Below are 17977 nucleotides of genomic sequence, written 5' to 3'. Positions count from 1 at the left end.
GGCCGCACCCGGCACCGGGTGCGGCCGCCGTCGTATGCCCGGCTCAGCCGGTGAGCGCCGACGTCAGGTCGGTGTGGACGAAGTCGTCGCCCTTGAACAGCAAAGGTTCCCCGAGCTCAGAGGCCAGGGCATAGGCGAAACAGTCCCCGAAGTCGAGGCCGGCCGGATGGCCGGTGCCCATGCCGAAGTCGCGGTAGGCCGCCCGGGCGATCAGGCGGGGACGGTGCCGCCCATGATCTCCGCGCGCAGCGGCCAGTGCGACCAGTACGCGCCGGTGTACCCCAGCTCGGTGAGCCGCAGCAGGAACGGATTGTCGGCGTAGTTGTTGTCCTCGGGCGACAGGCCGGGTGCCGTCGGCAGCATCACCCGCGGCCGGTCGTGCGGCGGCACCCATTCCCACAGCAGCTCCAGGCTGGTCAGCCAGCGGTCGCCCGGGCGGGCGGTGCCGCCCTCGGGCAGCGCGGGGGAGAAGTAGTACACCGGCCGGAACCCGCCCATCGGGTCGAACATGAACTGCCGTTCGTACTCGACCCGGCTGTGGCACTGGTCCAGCCGCGACAGCAGGATCGGCGCCGTCGCCGTGTTGGACTGCACGCCGGGGACGGCGCGCGTGCCGCCGCTGCGGGCGGCGAGGTCGCGGCCGAGCGGGGAGTACGGGAACGCGCGGATGCCCAGCGTGAACCCGACGACGGTCGCGTCCAGCGCGAGCAGCCCGTCGACGCAGTCGTGCATCGTCTCGGCGGTCTCGCCGGGCATGCCCACCCCATTGAACAGCTGCTCCGTCGTGCCGTCATGGTCGACGCGATACAGCGCGCCGGTGAACCTCGGGTCATGAGCTGCGGTACCGGCCACGAAACGCCCACGGTGGTCGCACTTGCCGTCGTTGAACTGCGTGGCGAGGTCGGGTTCGACCGGTTGCCACAGCCGAGGCAGGTCGGTCCAGCTCGGCAGGACGACCACACCTCGGCGGGTGGCGAGCAGGAATCCGCCGCCCTCGATGAGAGCCACGCTGCCGAGCGGTTCGCCGACGGACAGGTAGTCCATGCTGCGGTCCGCACGGCTCCATCGCCAGAGGTGGCCCGCGGGTATGTCGACCCAGTACAGGGTGTCGGTGACCGTGTCGTAGACCGGCCCTTCACCGACCTCGGCGTGGCAATGCACGGCCGGCGTCGCGTGCCGTCCGATCATCGGCTCACGCCCCCCGTCCAGGAGCTACTCGCGCCCAGTCGGCTGGAGCCGCTCGGCGATGTCGATCAGGGTCTTGGCGACGTCGCTGACGGCCTTGAGGCTGAACCGGCTGGCCGGGCCGCTGACGCTGAGAGCCGCCGGCAGTCTGCTGCTCAGGATGGCCACGGCGACGCACCGGCCATCGTCCTCGTTCTCACCGTCGTCCACGGCATAGCCGCGCAGGCGGACGGTGGTGAGCTGCTTCATGTACTCGTCGGCCGAGGTGATCGTGTTCTTCGTGCGCGGTGTCATCTCCACCTGCTCGAGGAGTTCGCGTACGTGCTCCTCGGGAAGCTGGGCGGCGATCGCCTTGCCGAGCGCCGTGCAGTACAGCGGGTCGCGGCTGCCCGGCGAACTGGCCATGCGCACCGTGCGGTGGCTCTCGGCCACCTCGACATAGCGGACAGCGTTGCCGTCGAGCACACCGAGGTTCGTGGTCTCTCCGGTTTCGTCGCGGACTCGCTCGAGCCACGGCCGTGCGCGCTCTTTGAGGACGTCGAGGTCGCGCGACTGCATGCCGACGAACCCCAGGCCGAGGCCGTAGCGCCCGCTGCCGTCACGCTCGACGTAACGGTGCTTCTCGAGCGTCCACAGGTACCGGAACGCCGTGGCCTTGGCCATCCCGATGGATCGGTGGATCTCGACCAGCGACATCGGCTCCGGCGACTCCTGGAGCACGTTGAGCATCGAGACGACCCGCTCCACGGATCGGTTGTTGTACTTCCGGGCCTGCTCGGGAGTGGCCGTGGCCGGATCGGGCGCATCGTGGATGTCGATCGACTCGTCGTCGGTGGCGTGATCGAGATCGTCGTCGTCACGGCCTGCGGGCCGTTTGCGTGGCATGGCACTGCCTCCAAGGTTTCTGATTACGAACCTGCCGTTTCAGAAGCATACCGGACGCAAGATCATCTACCAGGGGCCAGTTTTGCGACCTCGGGGGTCGCGGATTGGCCCCCTTGACGCCGGCTTTTCACGATCGTAGCTTGATTTGCCAAGTGGAGCATCGGTTTCGTTTGACAAAACACCGAGCCTGAGGGGTGGCTGTCCCTCCGGCAGTCCCCGGCAGGAGTTCGGCCATGAGCACAGATGCTCGACGTCATCCACGTTCCCGTGAGCTCCACCAACGCGCCAGTCAGCACACGCCCGGGGGCGTCCACTCCAACGTCCGGCTCGCCGGGCCGCGGATCTTCTTCGAGAGCGGCAACGGACCGTGGTTGCGCAGCGTCGACGGCGACGACTATGTCGACTACCTGCTCGGACAGGGCCCGAACTTCCTCGGTCACGCGCCGGCGGCGGTGGTGCAGGCCGTTCACGACGCGAGCCGCCACGGAGTGATCTTCGGCGGCCAGCACCAGCTGGAGATCGAGGCCGCGGAGCTGGTGTGCTCGACGCTGCGCTGGCCGGACATGGTGCGCTTCTGCGTCTCGGGCACGGAGGCCGTGCAGGCGGCGTTCCGGCTGGCCCGGGCGGTCACCGGCCGGACGCGGATCGTGCGGTTCGAAGGTCACTACCACGGCTGGCTCGACAACGTGCTCATGGCGCCCGGCGACGACGGCTGGGGCGTCGCCAGTGCGGGACAGCTGGCCGGCCACCTCGACGACTTCGTGGTGCTGCCGTGGAACGACGCGGACCGGCTGGCAGCGGTGCTGGCCGAGGAGGGCGAGCGGATCGCCGCCGTCGTCATGGAGCCGATCATGATCAACGCCGGAGTCATCGAGCCGCTGCCCGGCTACCTCCAGCGGGTGCGCGAGCTGTGCACGTACCACGGCATCGTGCTGATCTTCGACGAGGTGCTCTCCGGCTTTCGGGTGGGCCTCGACGGCGCGGCCGGGCGGTACGGCGTCACGCCCGACCTCGCCACGTACGCGAAGGCGCTGGCCGCCGGGTGGCCGGTGGCGGCGCTGGCCGGCCGGGCCGAGCTGATGGAGCGCTTCGGCACCGGCGAGGTCAACCACTCGGGCACGTTCAACGGGTCCGTGGTCGCGACCGCCGCGGTCAAGGCCAGCCTGCAGCTGCTGCGCGACGATCCGCCGTATGCCGCCATCGAGGAACACGGCACGGCACTGATGGCCGGCATCCGTGAACTGGGCCAGACCTACGGCATCCCGCTGCGCGCCGTCGGTCTCGCCGGCGCCTTCCACGTCTCGTTCGGCGACGCCGACGTCGTCGACTACCGCTCGCTGCAGCAGCTGGACCTGGCCCGGTACGAGGACCTCGCCGAGGCGCTGGTCGACCACGGCGTCTGGGTGGCGTCGCGCGGCGTCTGGTACGTCTCTGCCACTCACGGACCCGGCGAACTGGACGCGGCGCTCACCCGGTTCGCCAAGACGCTGACGGAGTGGCTGTGACGGCCGCGCCCGGGCCGGCGTTCCGGCCGCTCGTGCGGGCCGGCGACTTCGTCTTCGTGTCGGGCCAGGCGGCGGTCGACGAGGCGGGGCGGCTGGTGCCGGGCACGTTCGAGGAGCAGCTGCGCCGATCGATGGAGAACGTCCGCCGCGTGCTTGCGCAGGCCGGCCTCGATCTCGCCCACGTCGTTCGCACCGGCTGCTACGTGCATGACCCGGCCGACGCGCTGGAGTTCAACCGGCTGTATCGCGAGTACTTCCAGCCACCCCTGCCGGCCCGGACCACGCTCACCGGCTGCCTCACCGACGAGGTCCGGTTCGAGATCGACGTCGTCGCGTACGCCGGCGGCGGGGAGGGCTGAGCAGTGCGACTCGCCCTCCTCGGCCTGTTCCACGAGGCCAACACGTTCTCGCCGCTGCAGGCCGACCGCGCGTTGTTCGCGTCCGGCGGCGTGTTCCGCGGCCAGGAGATCGTCGACGAGTACGGGGGCTCGTCGACGACCATCGGCGGCTACCTCGCCGCTGGGCAACGGCTCGGTGTCGACGTCGTCCCGCTGACCTTCGGGTTCGTCAACCCCATCGGCGCCATCACGGAGGAGGCGTTCGAGTGGCTGGCCGGCGAGATGCTCGGCGAGCTGGCGCGCGGCGGACCGTGGGACGGCGTGCTGCTGAACCTGCACGGCGCCGCCGTCGCCGAGCACCTGGCCGACGCCGACGCCGAGCTGGCCCGGCGGGTGCGCGGCGTCGTCGGCCCCGGCGTGCCGGTCGGGGCGGTCCTCGACCTGCACGGCAACGCATCGCCCGCTCTGGTCGACGCGCTCACCGTCACCCTGGCCTACCAGACGAACCCGCACGTCGACGCCGCGGCGCAGGGCGAGCGGTGCGCGGAGCTGGTGGTCCGGACGGCGCGCGGCGAGATCGCGCCCGTGCAGGTGCTGGTGCCGGTGCCGCTGGTGGTGAACATCGCCCGCCAGGACACCGGCGAGGAGCCGATGGCCTCGCTGATCGCGGCGGCCGAGCGGGTCGCGGAGCGGCCGGGCATGCTGTGGGCCGGCGTGATCGAGGGCTTCCCGTACGCCGACGTGCCGCACCTGGGCATGTCGTGTCTCACCGTGCACGACGGCGACCGGCTGGTCGCGGAGTGGGCGGCGTGGGAGCTGGCCGAGGACGTCTGGTCCCGACGCGACGACCTGCAGGCGCGCGGGCACACCGTCGACGAGGCCCTCGACATCGCCGAGCGCGAGCACGGGCCGGTGGTGCTGCTCGACGTCGGCGACAACATCGGGGCCGGCGCGCCGGGCGACTCGACGGTGATCCTCGCCGCCGCGGTGCGCCGCGGGCTGCGGTCGCTGGTGCAGACGCTCTGGGACCCCGACGCCGCCGCTGCCTGCGTCGCGGCCGGTGCAGGCGCCGAGCTGACGCTGTCCGTCGGCGCGCGGCACGGCCACTCCGCCGGCGCACCGGTACCGGTGAAGGGCCGGGTGCGGACGGTGTCCGACGGCCGCTTCGAGGAACCCACGCCGACGCACGGCGGGTTCCGCTGGTTCGACATGGGCCCGACCGCCGTCCTCGAGACCGCGGACGGCCCGACGCTCGTGCTGATGTCGCGGCAGACGATGAACACCAGCCGCCGCCAGTTGACGGCGCTCGGCTTGGACCCCGAGGCGTTCCAGGTGATCGTCGCGAAGGGCGTCAACGGGCCGCGGGCGGCGTATGCGCCGATCGCGGCGCGGCTGCTCGTCGTCGACACCGACGGCATCACCGCGATGGGACTGGAGCGCTTCACCTACCGGCGGCGGCGCCGGCCGCTGTACCCGTTCGAGCCGACGGAGTTCCCCGCCGGAGCGGCCCGATGATCCGCACGTTCGATCACCTCACGTTGGGCGACGTACTGGCGCACCGGGCCGCCGCCGACGGCGAGCGGCCGTTCCTCACCTACGCCGACCCGCTCGAGCCGCACGCCACCCGTACCTGGACCTACGCCGAGTGCGCCGCCGACGTCGCCGCGCTGCAGGCTCTGCTGGACGAGCTGGGGGTCGGCCCGGGCGACCGCGTCGTGCTGCACATGGAGAACGCGCCGGCGTTCGTGATCGCGCTCCTGGCGATCACCGCGACCGGCGCGGTCGCCGTCCCGACCATCGCCCAGTACACCGCCGACGAGCTCGGCTACGTCGTCGAGCACAGCGAGGCGGCCGTCGTCGTCACCAACCTGCGGCACCAGTCGATGGCCGAGCGCGTCGCGGCCGGCGCATCGGTCCCGCCGCCGGTCGTCTGTGGCACGACGGTGACCAACGGCCGCCGACGGGCGCGGCCGGCCGCGACCAGGCTGCCCGAGGACGGCGGTCCGCCGGGGCGGCGAACGGCGCTCATGATGTACACGTCCGGGACGACCGGCCGGCCCAAGGGCGTCATGCTCTCGCACGCCGCCTGCCTGTCCGCCGGCGCCACCACCCGCGCCGAGACCGCGCTGACGCCGTCGGACCGGTCGTACTGCGTGCTGCCGCTGTTCCACGTCAACGCGATGTGCTTCCAGCTGATGCCGGCGCTGCTGGCCGGCTCGCAGCTGGTGATCGGCCCGGTGTTCAGCGCCCGGGCGTACTGGCCGGTGGTGGCCGAGCACGGCATCACGGTGGGCAACCTCACCGCCGGGCCGCTGCGCATCCTGCTGGGCGCGCCGCCGAGCCCGGCGGAGGCCGTGGTGGCGGCGTCGATGCGGCTGATGATGTACGCGCTGCCGTTGGACCGCGACGAGATCCGCGCCGTCGAGACCCGTTTCGGCGTGGCGGTGTCGATGGGGTGGGGGCTCACGGAGTCCGCGGCGTGCGGCACCCGGACCCCCGTCCACCTCGATCCGCGCCACGACTGGCAGTCGATCGGGACGGTGAGTCCCGGTTGGGAACTGCGCGTTCTCGGGGAGGACGGCGCCGAGGTCGCGCCCGGGGGCGTGGGCGAGCTGGTCATCCGCGGTCCGTCGACGATGAGCGGCTACTTCAAGGACCCGCCGGCGACGTCGGAGGTGCTCGATGCGGACGGCTGGCTGCGCACGGGCGATCTCGGCCGCGTCGACGACGGCTACGTCTTCTTCCACGACCGGCGCAAGGACGTCATCAAGGTCAAGGGCGAGAACGTCGGGGCCGGCGAGGTGGAACGCGTGCTGCTGGACCACCCGCTGGTCGAGGAGTGTGCGGCGCTCGGCGTCCCGGACCCGATCCTGGGCGAGCGGCTGCTGGCCTTCGTCGTGCTCGCCGCCGGTGCCGCCGTTGAGGACGAGGCGTTGCGCGAGCACTGCGCCGAGCGGCTGGCGCCGTTCAAGGTCCCCTCGCGGATCGTCCCGATGCCCGAGCTGCCACGCACGTCGATCGGGAAGATCCGCAAGGCCGGGCTGCGCGACCTCGCCCGGGCGCTCGCGTGAGCGCGGAGCTGCTCGAGCTGTACCGGCGCATGCGCCGGATCCGCCGGTTCGAGGAGCGGGCCGGACAGCTCTACCGCGACACCGAGGTGCCCGGCTTCCTGCACCTGTCCATCGGACAGGAGGCGACGGCGGTGGGTGCGTGCCGGCCGCTGCGGGCCACCGACGCGATCACCTCGACGCATCGCGGACACGGGCACTGCCTGGCCAAGGGGCTGGCGCCGGCACCGATGTTCGCCGAGCTGATGGGGCGCGACGCCGGGACCTGCCACGGCCGCGGCGGGTCCATGCACATCGCCGACCCCTCGCTGGGTGTGTACGGCGCCAACGGCATCGTCGGCGCCGGGCTGCCGATCGCGGGCGGCGTGGCGACGGCGTTCCGGCTACTCGGCGGCGACGGTGTGGTCGTCGCGTTCTTCGGCGACGGCGCCGTGGCGCAGGGGATGTTCCACGAGGCGGTCAACCTGGCCGCGGTCTGGGACCTGCCGGTGATCTTCTGCTGCGAGAACAACCACTACGCGGAGTTCTCGCGTGCCGCCGACCAGCACCGGGCCGGGCTGGCAGAGCGCGCCGCCGGCTACGGCATCGACTACGCGCATGTCGACGGCAACGACGTGGTGGCCGTCGCCGACCTCATGACCAAGCTGGTCGACCAGCGACGGTGCGGCGCCGGTCCGGTGCTGGTCGAAGCCGACACGTACCGCTGGCACGGCCACTACGAGGGCGATCCGGAGCGCTACCGCGACTCCGCCGAAGTCGCCGAGTGGCGCCATCGCGACCCGCTCATCCGCGCCCGCGACCGGCTGCTGGCCGCCGGCGTCGATGCCGGGACGGTCGACGCGGTGGACGTCGAGGTGGAGGCGGAGATCGAGGCCGCCGTCGAGTTCGCCCGCGCCGCACCGGAGCCCTCGCCGTCGTCGCTGGCGGAGTACGTCGTGGCACCACGGGGCGATGCTCCGGCCGTCGACGCGGCGGTGACGCCGCCGTCCCCCGGTGAGCGGTACCGGGTGATGGACGCCGTCCGCGACGCGCTCGACCACGAGCTGGCCGCCGACCCGTCCGTCTTCGTCGCCGGCATCGATATCGGCGCCGGCGGCAACGTCTTCGGCCTCACCCGCGGTCTCTCGGCGGCGTACCCGGACCGCGTCCGCGACACCCCGATCAGCGAGACCGCGATCGCCGGTGTCGCCGTCGGCGCCGCCATGGCGGGGCTGCGGCCGGTCGTCGAGATCATGTACATGGACTTCCTCGGCGCCTGCTTCGACCAGCTGCTCAACCAGGCCGCCAAGCTGCGGTACATGACCGGTGGCCGTGCGGCGATGTCGCTGGTCGTGCGGACGCAGTTCGGCGCCGGGCGGTCGTCGGGCAGTCAGCACTCGCAGAGCCTCGAGGCGCTGCTCGCGCACATCCCCGGCCTCACCGTCGTCATGCCGTCGACGCCGGAGGACACCTACGGGTTGCTCCGCGCCGCGATCCGCGACCCCAACCCCGTCGTGTTCGTGGAGAACCGGCACCTCTACGGGTTTCGCGGAGCGAAACCGCCGCCGGACCACATGGTGCCGCTCGGCCGGGCCGTCGTGCGCCGTCCCGGTACCGACGTCACGGTGGTGTCGTGGTCGCGCATGGTGCACGAGGCGCTCGCGGCCGCCGCGGTCGTCGCCGACGAGGGGGTCTCGGCCGAGGTGGTCGACCTGCGCACCATCGTGCCCTTGGACCGCGCGACGGTGCTGGAGTCGCTGGCGCGGACGAACCGCCTGGTCATCGTGCACGAAGCGGTCCGCGACTTCGGTGTCGGTGCCGAGCTCGCCGCCCTCGCCGTCGACGAGGGCTTCTGGCACCTGGACGCCCCGGTGGTCCGGGTCGCGCCGCCGCCCACGCCGGTGCCCTACGCGCCGTCGCTCGAGCGTGCCTGGCTCCCCGGCCGCGACGCGATCGCCGACACCATCCGCCGCCTCGTCCGCGTCTGACGGCAATTGTCACGATGATCAACTTTGCGGTCTACTGGACACCCACAATGCTGCAATTCGCTCCCTGGGAGTGCGGCGAATGCCCCGTGAATCGACGCGTGACCTAACGCTCTACCGCCTCGACGGTGTAGCACCGCATCCCGTCGGCATGCTCGATGCCCTTGACCATGAGCGCGTGGACCAATGGGACGCCGACATCCAGGAGACACAGATCGCCGGATGTGTGGCCCTTTGGCTGAGCGGGCGTCGGTACCGCCGAAGAGCCGAGTGGTGCGAAGCTGCGTCGATCACGACCGGGCTCGATGTCGATTTCGACGAGCGCTCTGCCTTCGGGCTGCTCCTCTTGGCAGTAGACGACACCGTTTACGGCATCGGGTATGGCCGCGGGTACCTGTTGATCTCGGACGATAGGAAGGACCACGGATTCGGCATCCGGTTCGCGCTGCGTCGGCTCGATCCCGCCGAGATCCAGGACGTAGCCCGGCGGCGCATCGGTGCTCGAGGCCGCACCGACCTGACATTGGTCCCAGACGGGGTTCCGATCTGGATGCTGGGCGTTGAGGAGAACGCCGACGTGGTGCGACGACTCGGCGGCCGCTCGGACGAACTAGCAGTGACGTTCTCGGCTGAAGACCAGAGGCCCGTGCGACTCGAGGCAGGGGTCGGGCTCCGCATGCGGCTAGGTGTGAGGCCCGAGCATCTGGTCGGCGACATCAGAGAGATCGCCAGGGTTTGCGCCGAGGAGTCTCCGAACCCGTTGCTGCAGTTCGTCGACAACTTCCGCCCGATCGGTGGCCGTGCTCGCCGGGATGAACTGGATCAGGCACTGGATGCGGTCTTGGGCGGCGAACATGCAGGGGAGGTCGTCGCCGTCGTCCCGACAGATTGCCTCCGCGGTTTCGCCGACGCCCGAAGCTTCACGATCAAGGTCGGCAGCGTGACCATGCCGGTGGACGCCATCGAAACGGAACACTTTCTCGCGCGGTGCCGGCTCCAGCGCCCGGGCCAGCGGGTTGCGGCTCTCCGGGCAGGCAAGGTTCGGATGTTCCAGGACGACCGGCACCTCGAGGAACTCGGCGCTGCCAGCGCGATTCATTGGCTAGAGGCCGTCGTGTCGAGGGACAACCGCCGGTACTTCCTGCTCGACGGCGAGTGGTACGAGGTGGACATTGGCTACCTCGACGACAAGCTCAGGGAGATCGAGGGTCTCTTCGCCGACGACCCCTCCGTGGACTTGCCGGCGTGGCAGCCCGGCAGTACGGAACGGGCGTACAACATGCACGTTCAGGACGTCCGGCCGGGATACCTCTGCATGGACCGCGAGATGGTGCGCACTACCTTCTTCCCCCGCGGCGGATTCGAGGCGTGTGATGTCCTTGGGCCGGACGACGCGCTCATACACGTGAAGTTCGCCGAGGGCGCAGGCTCGCTGAGCCACCTCTTCACCCAGGGCGCGGTCTCGGCGCAGGCGCTGCTCCGTTCCGATGAGGCATTGACCCGGTTCAGTGGCATGGTCGCGCAATTGAGCGGTGGGCGGCGCCTGATTCCACCGGACTTCCGGCCGCGGAAGGTGGTATTCGCCATCTTGCTGCGGAAGGGCGACGTCGTGACGCCGGGATCTCTGTTCCCGCTGGCGAGGGTGGCGCTTGCGAACGCGGCCCGGCTGCTGCACACCCATGGGGTCGAGGTTGAGGTCGTGGGCGTCAGGGGCGCGGCGGACGTCACTTGACGTGCGAACGGGTTTGCCGTATCAAAACTGTAGTATCAGTCACCGAAACAGCGTTCTGGAGGGCCGACTCGTGTCCGTGGGTTTCCGATCGATCCTCCAAGCGGTCTCCGGGCCGGTCATCGAGACCGTCGTCGACCACGTGGGCAGGTGGTCGGCCGCGAAGGAGATCGATGTCGATGCGGGGCGGCCCGGGCGCACCGAGCTCGACCCCGATGACGTCGTGACGGTGCTGGTCGCCGACGGTGCCGGCCGCCGGTTGTATCGCTGGCGGCGGCTGCACCCCCTGGCGCGCGGCGCCGACGAGATCTGGCGCACCACCATCACGGCGGTCGAGCACGGCGAGTCCGGCCGGGGCTGGCTGTGGGTCGAGATCGAGGTCGCCGACGAGCCGGGCGACCGCGCGCCGCGCGTGCCGTTCATGTCGGTGCCCGCCGTCCTGCGGGGGTTGCTCCCCGACCTCGCGTGCGCCGACGGACTGGTGCCGGTGAGCACCGCGCCGCGCTGGGCCGGTCCGTCCGACCTGCCCGATCTCATGGACTACCTCGCTGACGAGTCCAGGCTCGGCCCGGTCTATGTCGCGCGGCAGGGTGCCCGCGACGCCGAGGAGTTCGAGGCGTGGGCCACGAACGTTGCCTGGGAGGTCGTCGGGCTCGGGCACATGTTCCTGCTCCCAGCGACGGCCGAGGACGAGTTCAACGAGATGGTCGGCCCGAACCACGCCATCCCGGAGGCCGCCATCAGGACGTACTTGCCCGGCGTCAACCTCGACGACCCGTTCGACCCGCGCCGGCATCAGATCCTCGGCAGCGTCCGCATCGACCGCACGGGTCCGCGGCGGCTGTCGTACATCCTCGGCCTGTCACAGCGCGACCGCACTCTGAGCATCCCGCTCTCTGAGGACGTGCGGGTCGTCGATGCCGCATTGACGGCGCTGGAGGACCGCATCGGCGACGACGGTGTTCTCGCCCGCCTCCCGATGGTCACGACGCCGGCCACGGCGGAACTGTCCGGCGCGGGGGAGCCGGTGCGCCGTCCGGTGGCCGACGATGCGGAACAGGGGCCCGACGGGGTGCCCGTCCAGGTGCTGACGCGGCGTGGCCAGCACCGGCGGCTGGTCGAGTTGCTGTCCGAGAACGATCGCCTGCGCGCCGAGAACGACGAGCTGCGCGGCGCGCTCAACGGCCAGGGCCATACCGGCGCCGCCGTAGCCGCGGCCCTGGATGCTCTCGAGCAGCAGGTGCGGTCGCTGCGGCAGCGGCTGGGCATCGACGCGACGGACTGGCGGCGGCTCAGCGCGTCCTGAGCGACGGTTCCGATGCTGTTCTCCGCCGAAGGTCGGTGGTTTTGGCCCGACGTCCTCCTCGGAATGTGGCACACTTTGAGGCGACAGACTATGAGTAGCATTTCAGGGTGAGTTTGCACGATGCAGCAGCGGTACGATCCGGCCTCACCCGGTTCGGCAGGCGACGCGAGATTTCGGGTTGCACATAGTCCGCACCGTAGGACAATGGTCGATCAAGAGCTGGAGCCCGCCCGGCCATCTCGAAAGAGGTGGTGATGGTCTTCGACGCCGATCGTGATCGTCCTGTCGGCCGTGACCCCGGCCAGCCGGAGAACCCGCCTGCCAACGATGCCGCGCGAGCGAGGTGACCGGACGTGGCCGACCTGCCTGCGAATCCGATGTCGATCGAGCTGAGTGTCACCCACCGGATGCTGTGGTGGCAGACGGTCGATGAGGACGACCTTCCCGAGCATTGGCACGTGTCCGCCGACGTGTGGAACCTCGACGTGTGCCGCAGCGAGCACCGTCATGTCGGCGACTTCTCCCTCGCCGTCGCCGACCTCAACAGTGATCGCAACCTCCTCGACAGCGTCGAGCTGGGGGAGTGGGCACTGGAGTTCATCGCCGAGACCGTCATCGACCTCGCCGAGGGCACGCTGGTCCCCGAGCTGGACGAGCAGATCAGCGAGGGCCTGCCGCGCATGGTCATCCTGCGCCGGTTCGAGCTGGCTCCGGCGTGGCGAGGGTACGGTCTGGCCGCTCCGCTGATGGCGGCGGCGCTGGGCCGGTTCTCGACCACGGCCCGGCTCGCGGTGTGCCGGCTCTCGCCCGCCGACTTCCTCGACGTCAGCGCCGACCGAGTGGCCGCGGAACTCACCTGCTTGCGGCTGGGTGCCCTGCTCGAACGCATCGGCTTCTACCTGTGGCGCGGGGTGTACGTGGTCGACCTGCGCGATCCCGAGCTCACCGACGCCAGCTTCGAGCCACTCGAGCGCTGGGGTCCGTACAACGACTCGAGCCAGTGAGGGGCGGGGCCACGACCGTGCTGAGCGCCCCGCCGGCCAACCCGATGTCCGTCGAGCTGACCGTGCAGCATCGCCGCGCGTGGTGGCAGCCCGACGACGAACTGCAGCCCGAGGCGTGGGAGGTCACCGCCGACGTCTCCGAGCTGGACGTCTGCCCGCCCGGCCTGCGTCACGTCGCCGATCTGTCCGTCACCGTCGCCGACCTGCGGCGGGGCCGGGTCGCCCTCGACACCCTCGTGCTGGGCGAGTGGGCGCCCGGTTTCCTCGCCGCGGCGGCCGGCGAGGGCGGCGCGCTCCGGCCCGAGCTGGAGGAGTGGGTGAGCGACGGCCCGCCGCGGGTGGTCGTCGTGCGCCGGTACGAGCTGATGTCCGAGTGGCGCGGTCACGGGCTCGGCCCGGTGCTCCTGGCCGGGGCTCTCGCCGCCTTCATGCCGCTGGCCAGGCTCGCCGCGGTTCACGTCCCGCAGCCGGCGAGACCGGGGTGGCCGCCTGGCGGGACGGCGGCCGGGGGCCCCGACCGGCCGCTGACCGGTCTCGGCCGCGCGGCCCGCCAGCGGATGGCCGAGCGACAGCGGGCTCGGCGCATCGCGGTGCTGGAGCGGCTCGGCTTCCGGCTCTGGGACGGCGTGCACGTCGCCGACCTCCGCGGCGCGGAGCTCGCCGACACCCGGCACGGCCCGCTCGAGCGCTGGCAGCAGCTCGATTGGCACTGACTGCGGGAAGCCGCCGTCAGCGGGCCGGGGCGAAGGCGTCGACGCCGGTGAGCTCGGCCGACAGCGTCCACAGGTGGGCCGCCTCGTCCGGGTCGACGGCGTAGTCCTTGACGCCGGCGGCGGTGGGGCCGTCGCCGGTCGCGGGGCCGGCGACGTCGCAGTCCTCCAGGTACAGGCCCCCGAGGCCGGTCAGCTGCGGCGACGTCGCCGCGAAGACCTGGGTCGCGGCGCCCTGCTCCGGCGTCTTGAACGTCGCCTCGAGCGGGTTGCCGTCCTCGTCGATCCAGCCGTATCCCACCATCTCCTCCTTCGGCAGGTGGCGCTGCAGCGGCGTCAGGATACCGCCCGGGTGCAGCGCGAACGCCCGCACGCCGGAGTCCTGCCCGAGCGCGTCGAGGTGCACGGCGAACAGAACGTTCGCGGTCTTCGCCTGGCCGTACGCGAGCCACTTGTCGTAGCCGGTCTCGAACTGGATGTCGTCCCAGCGGATGGGGGAGCGGTGGTGGCCGCGCGAGGAGACGGAGACGACGCGGGCGCCGTCGCGACCGGCCAGGGCCGGCCAGAGCCGGTTGACCAGTGCGAAGTGCCCGAGGTGGTTGGTCGCGAACTGCGCCTCCCAGCCCGGCCCCACCCGTGTCTCCGGACAGGCCATGATGCCGGCGCTGTCGATCATCAGGTCGATGCGGCGGCCGGAGGTGAGGAACCGCTCGGCGAACCCGCGGACGCTGCCGAGGTCGCCCAGGTCCAGTTCGTCGACCTCGACGCCGTCCAGGCCGGCCAGGGCCTCGCGGGCACGGTCCGGCCGCCGTGCCGGGACGACGACGTACGCGCCCGCGGCGGCGAGGGCACGGGTGGTCTCCAGACCGAGTCCGGAGTAGCCGCCGGTCACGATCCCGAGGCGGCCGGTGAGGTCGATGCCGGCCAGGACCTCGGTTGCGGTGGTCCGCGCACCGAACCCGGTGCCGATCGGGTGCTGCTGAAGCATCGTCATGCACTCGACGCTAGGAGCTGGAGCGCGCTCGAAGTCAAGGAGCGGGAACGGAGTCAGGTCCCGTCGAGCAGATCGCGGGGATCGGTCTGCAGGGCCGCCGCCAGCAGGTAGAGGTTGTCCAGCGTGAGGTTGCGGACGCCGCGTTCCACGCCGCCGGAGAACTTGCCGCGGTAGCCCATGCGGGCGTCGAGCTGCCGCTGCGTCAGTCCGAGCGCGCTGCGGCGGGCGCGCGCCGTCTCACCGAAGGCCATCAGGAAGCCGGCCTTGCGGACCTTGACGTCGTCGTGTGCGGGCATCCCTCACCGTCGGGGCATGATGATCGTTTCGTCGACAGACTATGGAGAGCACCCTCGCGTCAGAGCAGATCGCGGGCGGTGACGCCCAGGGCGCGGGCAAGGCGATGGATGTTGAGCAGGGCCACGTTGCGCTCGCCGCGCTCGATCGAGCCGACATAGGTGCGGTGGAGGTTGGCGCGATCGGCGAGGTCCTCCTGGCTGAGGCCCAGGTCCCGGCGGAGCTCCCGGACGCGGGTGCCGAACGCGCTGAGGGCGCGGCGCTCGTCGTCCGGAGGCTGGGGCACGCGTCTACGCTGCGGGTCGGCCCCTTCAAGATCTACAGACTATGAGTAGCATGCGAGGGTTCGGCCGCCATGAGTGAGGGCGCTATTCGGGCATGACGGGCAGAGCGGGTGGCGGGTGATCGGGCAGCAGATCGCTGGCCGGACGTCCCAACGCCGCTGCTAGCAGGTGCACGACGAAGATCGACGGGGTGCGCTCGGCCCGTTCGAGCATCCCGACGTACGAGCGATCGAGCCCCGCGGCGATGGCCAGCGCCTCCTGGCTCAGCTCCGGCTCGGCGGCGACACGCAGTTCCTGCAGCCGGGCGGCGAACGCCTCGCGTAGGCCGCGGGCGTACTCCTCGGTCGTGGACACCCGTCCACGGTCGGGGCCTGGGCACTATGGGTCGACAGACTATGGATGGCATTCTCTGGAGTGTCGGTGGCCGGTGGCAGAGTGGGCTCATGATCACACGTTCGCGGGTGCTGGCCTACCGGGCCGCGGTCAGCGGACTGACCGGGCCGGGGTCGGCGCTGCTCACCGGTGTCCAGGACCACCCGACGGGGACGACGGCGCGGCTCGCTCTGGCGCTGCGTGGCGTGGCCGGCGGCGAGGGTGTGCTGGTGCACTCCATGCGCGCCGCCATGCACGTCCACCGGTTGCCCGACCTCGGGCTGCTGGCCGCGGCGCTGCGCGTCGACGACGGTGCCGAGCTGGCCAAGCCGTCGATCGGCCCGTTCGGCACCGAGATCGGCGCCGGCTTCGGCGCGGGCGTCGACGAGGTGGTCGGCGTCATGCGCGACGTCATGGCCGACGGCGTGGCGCGCACCAAGGGCGAGCTGTCCGGTGCCGTCTCACCCCGGGTCGATCGCCGGCTGACGCCGTGGTGCGAGGGCTGCGGCGTCCACCACGTGCAGGACATGCTGTTCCGGTACGCCACGCTGCAGGCGGGGCTGATCATCGACGTCGAGTCGCCGGCGGTGTTCCGGTTCAGGGTCGCGCCGGCCGACGGTGGTCCGGCGACGGAAGGCGGCGCGGTCGCGTCGATCGAGGTCGGTGCGGCGCGGGCCGAGCTCGTGCGCCGGTTCGTCCACGCCGCCGGGCCGGTACGGCCGGCGCACCTGGCCGCCTGGCTGTCCCTCTCGCCGGCCGCGGCCAAGCGCTGGTGGTCGCTGGCCGAGGCCGACCTCACCGACGTCGAGGTCGACGGCCGGCGCGGTTCGGTCCTCGCGGCCGACCTGCCCGCGCTCGAGGCCGCTCCTGAGCCGGTTGAGCCGCGATTGCTCGGTCCGTACGATCCGCTCACCGAGCTGGCCGACCGCGAGTTCCTGGTGCCCGACGCCGCCGCGCGGCGGCAGGTCTGGGCTGCGGCGGCCAACCCCGGAATCGTCCTGTGGGACGGCGAGATCGCCGGCGTCTGGCGGCGGCGGACCGACCGGCGCCGGCTCACCCTGACGGCGACGGCGTTCGGCCCCCTGCCGTCCGGCTGGGCGGGCCACGAGTCCGTCCGGGCCGACGCGGATGTCATCAGGCGGTTCTTCGACGCCGAGGAGGTGACGATCGAGACGGCGGGCTGAGGCGCGCCGGCGTCGCCGGCGTCGCCGGCCGATGGAGCTCTGCGGTCGTTTCCGGCAGCAGACCTCCAGCGGGGCGGCCCGGGTGCCGGCTTAGAGTTTCGCTGGCCGGCGGCCGGCCACGGGCCGCCAGGGAGGGGACGGCTCCGTTGGAGTTCTGCGGTCCTTTCCGACAGCAGACCTCCAGCGGGGCGATCCGGGCACCGGCCTAGGGTTCGCCGGTCGGCGGCGACCGGCTGGCGGCCATAGGCCGCTGGAGAGGAGACGGCTCCGGTGGAGCTCTGCGGTCCTTTCCGGCGGCAGGCCTCCAGTGGGGCGATCCCGGCACCGGCTTGGGTTTCGCCGGCCGGCGGCCACCGGCCGGTGGAGCTCTGCGGTCCTTTCCGGCGGCAGGCCTCCAGCGGGGCGATCCCGGCACCGGCCTAGGGTTTCGCCGGTTGGCGGCGACCTGCTGTTAGCCGCCATCGAGAATGACGGCGTGGGCGACATGGGGCGTGCGGAGGAGAGCGTGACGATCGCGCCGGGTCGTGGTCGTCATGATGTCGGCATCGTCGTCACGATGTCGGTGGCCGCTGCCTTGGCACGCCGAAGTGCTCCACGAATCGGGCCTATCCGGCACGGATGGTCACGTTCGGCGAGCCAAGCTCACGCAGGCCGCCGATCGGGACATCCGCGGTGGCTCGTCGGTGCTGTTCCGGTGATCATCCAGGATCGACCACCTGATGCTGTGGTCGATCCTGGATGAACACACCGAAAGGGCCGGGGCAGGTCGTCACGGTGACGTCGCCGACGAGTCGACCGGGCCGTGACGGCGTTGGCGCGGCGTTCGTCGTCACCACCATGGCGCCGACGTCGGTATCGAACGCGGCGGCTAACAACCTGCCGGGGGCTGCGGGCCGCTGGAGAGAAGTCGCTCCGCTGGAGCTCTGCGGTCCTTTCCGGCAGCAGACCTCCAACGGAGCGGCCCCGCCACCGGGCGGGGGCCGCCCACCGCCCACCGCCAACCGCCCCGGTGCCTGCCGACCCGACGCCGCCAACCCGTCGCCCCGCCGATCGGCTCACGGCCGGCGTGGCCGAGACACGCCGGAAACCCGTCAGCCGCGGCGAACGTGGCGGCCGGGTCGCTCGTCGTGCACAATGGTGCCGTCGCAGGTTTCA

General features: G+C 71.6%; 16 protein-coding genes and 1 pseudogene. 10 read left to right on the top strand and 7 right to left on the bottom strand.

The window, feature by feature from the left end; genetic code table 11:
• Nucleotides 1-43: 43 nt before the first annotated feature.
• From DY240_RS32845 to DY240_RS13410, 3 genes and pseudogenes are all read right to left on the bottom strand, one after another.
• Nucleotides 44-211: pseudogene (locus DY240_RS32845) on the bottom strand (type II toxin-antitoxin system VapC family toxin); the annotation flags it as partial.
• The gene (locus tag DY240_RS13415) at nt 211-1188 is read right to left on the bottom strand and encodes an SMP-30/gluconolactonase/LRE family protein (RefSeq protein ID WP_119660375.1); all 978 of its coding nucleotides are present in this window, start codon (nt 1186-1188) and stop codon (nt 211-213) included. The gene DY240_RS13415 and the pseudogene DY240_RS32845, both read right to left, overlap by 1 nt.
• A gap of 24 nt (nt 1189-1212) precedes the next feature.
• Nucleotides 1213-2070, bottom strand: coding sequence for an IclR family transcriptional regulator (locus DY240_RS13410; protein ID WP_119660374.1), 858 nt, complete (start codon nt 2068-2070; stop codon nt 1213-1215).
• A 233-nt stretch (nt 2071-2303) separates the two neighbouring features.
• On the opposite strand from DY240_RS13410, the gene DY240_RS13405 reads away from it, so the two are divergent.
• From DY240_RS13405 to DY240_RS13365, 9 genes are all read left to right on the top strand, one after another.
• Complete coding sequence (locus DY240_RS13405; protein ID WP_119660373.1) at nt 2304-3575, top strand: aspartate aminotransferase family protein; 1272 nt, start codon at nt 2304-2306, stop codon at nt 3573-3575.
• The gene (locus DY240_RS13400; RefSeq protein WP_199701436.1) at nt 3572-3934 is read left to right on the top strand and encodes a RidA family protein; all 363 of its coding nucleotides are present in this window, start codon (nt 3572-3574) and stop codon (nt 3932-3934) included. Before DY240_RS13405 ends, DY240_RS13400 begins: the two co-directional genes overlap by 4 nt.
• Before the next feature lie 3 nt (nt 3935-3937).
• Nucleotides 3938-5428 carry a M81 family metallopeptidase gene (locus DY240_RS13395; RefSeq protein ID WP_119660371.1) on the top strand — a complete coding sequence of 497 codons (1491 nt, stop codon included), beginning with the start codon at nt 3938-3940 and terminating at the stop codon, nt 5426-5428.
• Nucleotides 5425-6984 (top strand): class I adenylate-forming enzyme family protein, encoded by a 1560-nt coding sequence (locus DY240_RS13390; protein ID WP_119660370.1) that lies wholly within the window; start codon nt 5425-5427, stop codon nt 6982-6984. Before DY240_RS13395 ends, DY240_RS13390 begins: the two co-directional genes overlap by 4 nt.
• 29 nt (nt 6985-7013) lie before the next feature.
• Entirely contained in the window at nt 7014-8948 is a 1935-nt protein-coding gene (locus DY240_RS13385; protein ID WP_119660379.1) for an alpha-ketoacid dehydrogenase subunit alpha/beta, read from the top strand.
• 79 nt (nt 8949-9027) lie between these two features.
• Nucleotides 9028-10677, top strand: a complete 1650-nt coding sequence (locus DY240_RS13380) for a DUF6119 family protein (protein ID WP_147375315.1) — start codon at nt 9028-9030, stop codon at nt 10675-10677.
• 76 nt (nt 10678-10753) lie between these two features.
• A complete protein-coding gene (locus DY240_RS13375; protein ID WP_119660368.1) occupies nt 10754-11980 on the top strand; it encodes a hypothetical protein in 1227 nt (408 codons plus the stop codon).
• A 353-nt stretch (nt 11981-12333) separates the two neighbouring features.
• Complete coding sequence (locus tag DY240_RS13370; RefSeq protein ID WP_119660367.1) at nt 12334-12984, top strand: hypothetical protein; 651 nt, start codon at nt 12334-12336, stop codon at nt 12982-12984.
• 17 nt (nt 12985-13001) lie between these two features.
• On the top strand, nt 13002-13697 hold the full coding sequence (locus DY240_RS13365) for a hypothetical protein (protein WP_119660366.1): 696 nt from the start codon (nt 13002-13004) through the stop codon (nt 13695-13697).
• A 16-nt stretch (nt 13698-13713) separates the two neighbouring features.
• Here the strand turns inward: DY240_RS13365 and DY240_RS13360 are convergent, their stop codons facing one another.
• From DY240_RS13360 to DY240_RS13345, 4 genes are all read right to left on the bottom strand, one after another.
• Nucleotides 13714-14688 carry an SDR family NAD(P)-dependent oxidoreductase gene (locus DY240_RS13360; RefSeq protein WP_119660365.1) on the bottom strand — a complete coding sequence of 325 codons (975 nt, stop codon included), beginning with the start codon at nt 14686-14688 and terminating at the stop codon, nt 13714-13716.
• A gap of 53 nt (nt 14689-14741) precedes the next feature.
• Nucleotides 14742-14984: a helix-turn-helix domain-containing protein gene (locus DY240_RS13355; RefSeq protein ID WP_199701434.1), complete on the bottom strand. Its 243-nt coding sequence runs from the start codon at nt 14982-14984 to the stop codon at nt 14742-14744.
• A gap of 59 nt (nt 14985-15043) precedes the next feature.
• Nucleotides 15044-15268, bottom strand: a complete 225-nt coding sequence (locus DY240_RS13350) for a helix-turn-helix domain-containing protein (protein ID WP_119660364.1) — start codon at nt 15266-15268, stop codon at nt 15044-15046.
• A gap of 82 nt (nt 15269-15350) precedes the next feature.
• A complete protein-coding gene (locus tag DY240_RS13345; protein WP_119660363.1) occupies nt 15351-15620 on the bottom strand; it encodes a helix-turn-helix domain-containing protein in 270 nt (89 codons plus the stop codon).
• A gap of 89 nt (nt 15621-15709) precedes the next feature.
• Between DY240_RS13345 and DY240_RS13340 the strand changes: the two genes are divergently transcribed.
• On the top strand, nt 15710-16822 hold the full coding sequence (locus DY240_RS13340; RefSeq protein WP_158602843.1) for a DNA glycosylase AlkZ-like family protein: 1113 nt from the start codon (nt 15710-15712) through the stop codon (nt 16820-16822).
• The last annotated feature ends 1155 nt before the right edge of the window (nt 16823-17977 follow it).

The sequence above is a fragment of the Jiangella rhizosphaerae genome, assembly GCF_003579925.1.
GTDB classification, from domain to species: domain Bacteria; phylum Actinomycetota; class Actinomycetes; order Jiangellales; family Jiangellaceae; genus Jiangella; species Jiangella rhizosphaerae.
Note: the sequence above shows the minus strand (reverse complement) of the source record. Positions and strands in the feature narration are given on the sequence as shown.

Excerpts from the sequence above, each read along its gene's own strand:
- DY240_RS13355 (WP_199701434.1), bottom strand. The coding sequence starts at position 14,984 with ATGCCCGCACACGACGACGTCAAGGTCCGCAAGGCCGGCTTCCTGATG.
- DY240_RS13385 (WP_119660379.1), top strand. The coding sequence starts at position 7,014 with ATGCGCCGGATCCGCCGGTTCGAGGAGCGGGCCGGACAGCTCTACCGC.
- DY240_RS13360 (WP_119660365.1), bottom strand. The coding sequence starts at position 14,688 with ATGACGATGCTTCAGCAGCACCCGATCGGCACCGGGTTCGGTGCGCGG.
- DY240_RS13410 (WP_119660374.1), bottom strand. The coding sequence starts at position 2,070 with ATGCCACGCAAACGGCCCGCAGGCCGTGACGACGACGATCTCGATCAC.
- DY240_RS13415 (WP_119660375.1), bottom strand. The coding sequence starts at position 1,188 with ATGATCGGACGGCACGCGACGCCGGCCGTGCATTGCCACGCCGAGGTC.
- DY240_RS13405 (WP_119660373.1), top strand. The coding sequence starts at position 2,304 with ATGAGCACAGATGCTCGACGTCATCCACGTTCCCGTGAGCTCCACCAA.
- DY240_RS13390 (WP_119660370.1), top strand. The coding sequence starts at position 5,425 with ATGATCCGCACGTTCGATCACCTCACGTTGGGCGACGTACTGGCGCAC.
- DY240_RS13340 (WP_158602843.1), top strand. The coding sequence starts at position 15,710 with ATGATCACACGTTCGCGGGTGCTGGCCTACCGGGCCGCGGTCAGCGGA.
- DY240_RS13380 (WP_147375315.1), top strand. The coding sequence starts at position 9,028 with ATGCCCCGTGAATCGACGCGTGACCTAACGCTCTACCGCCTCGACGGT.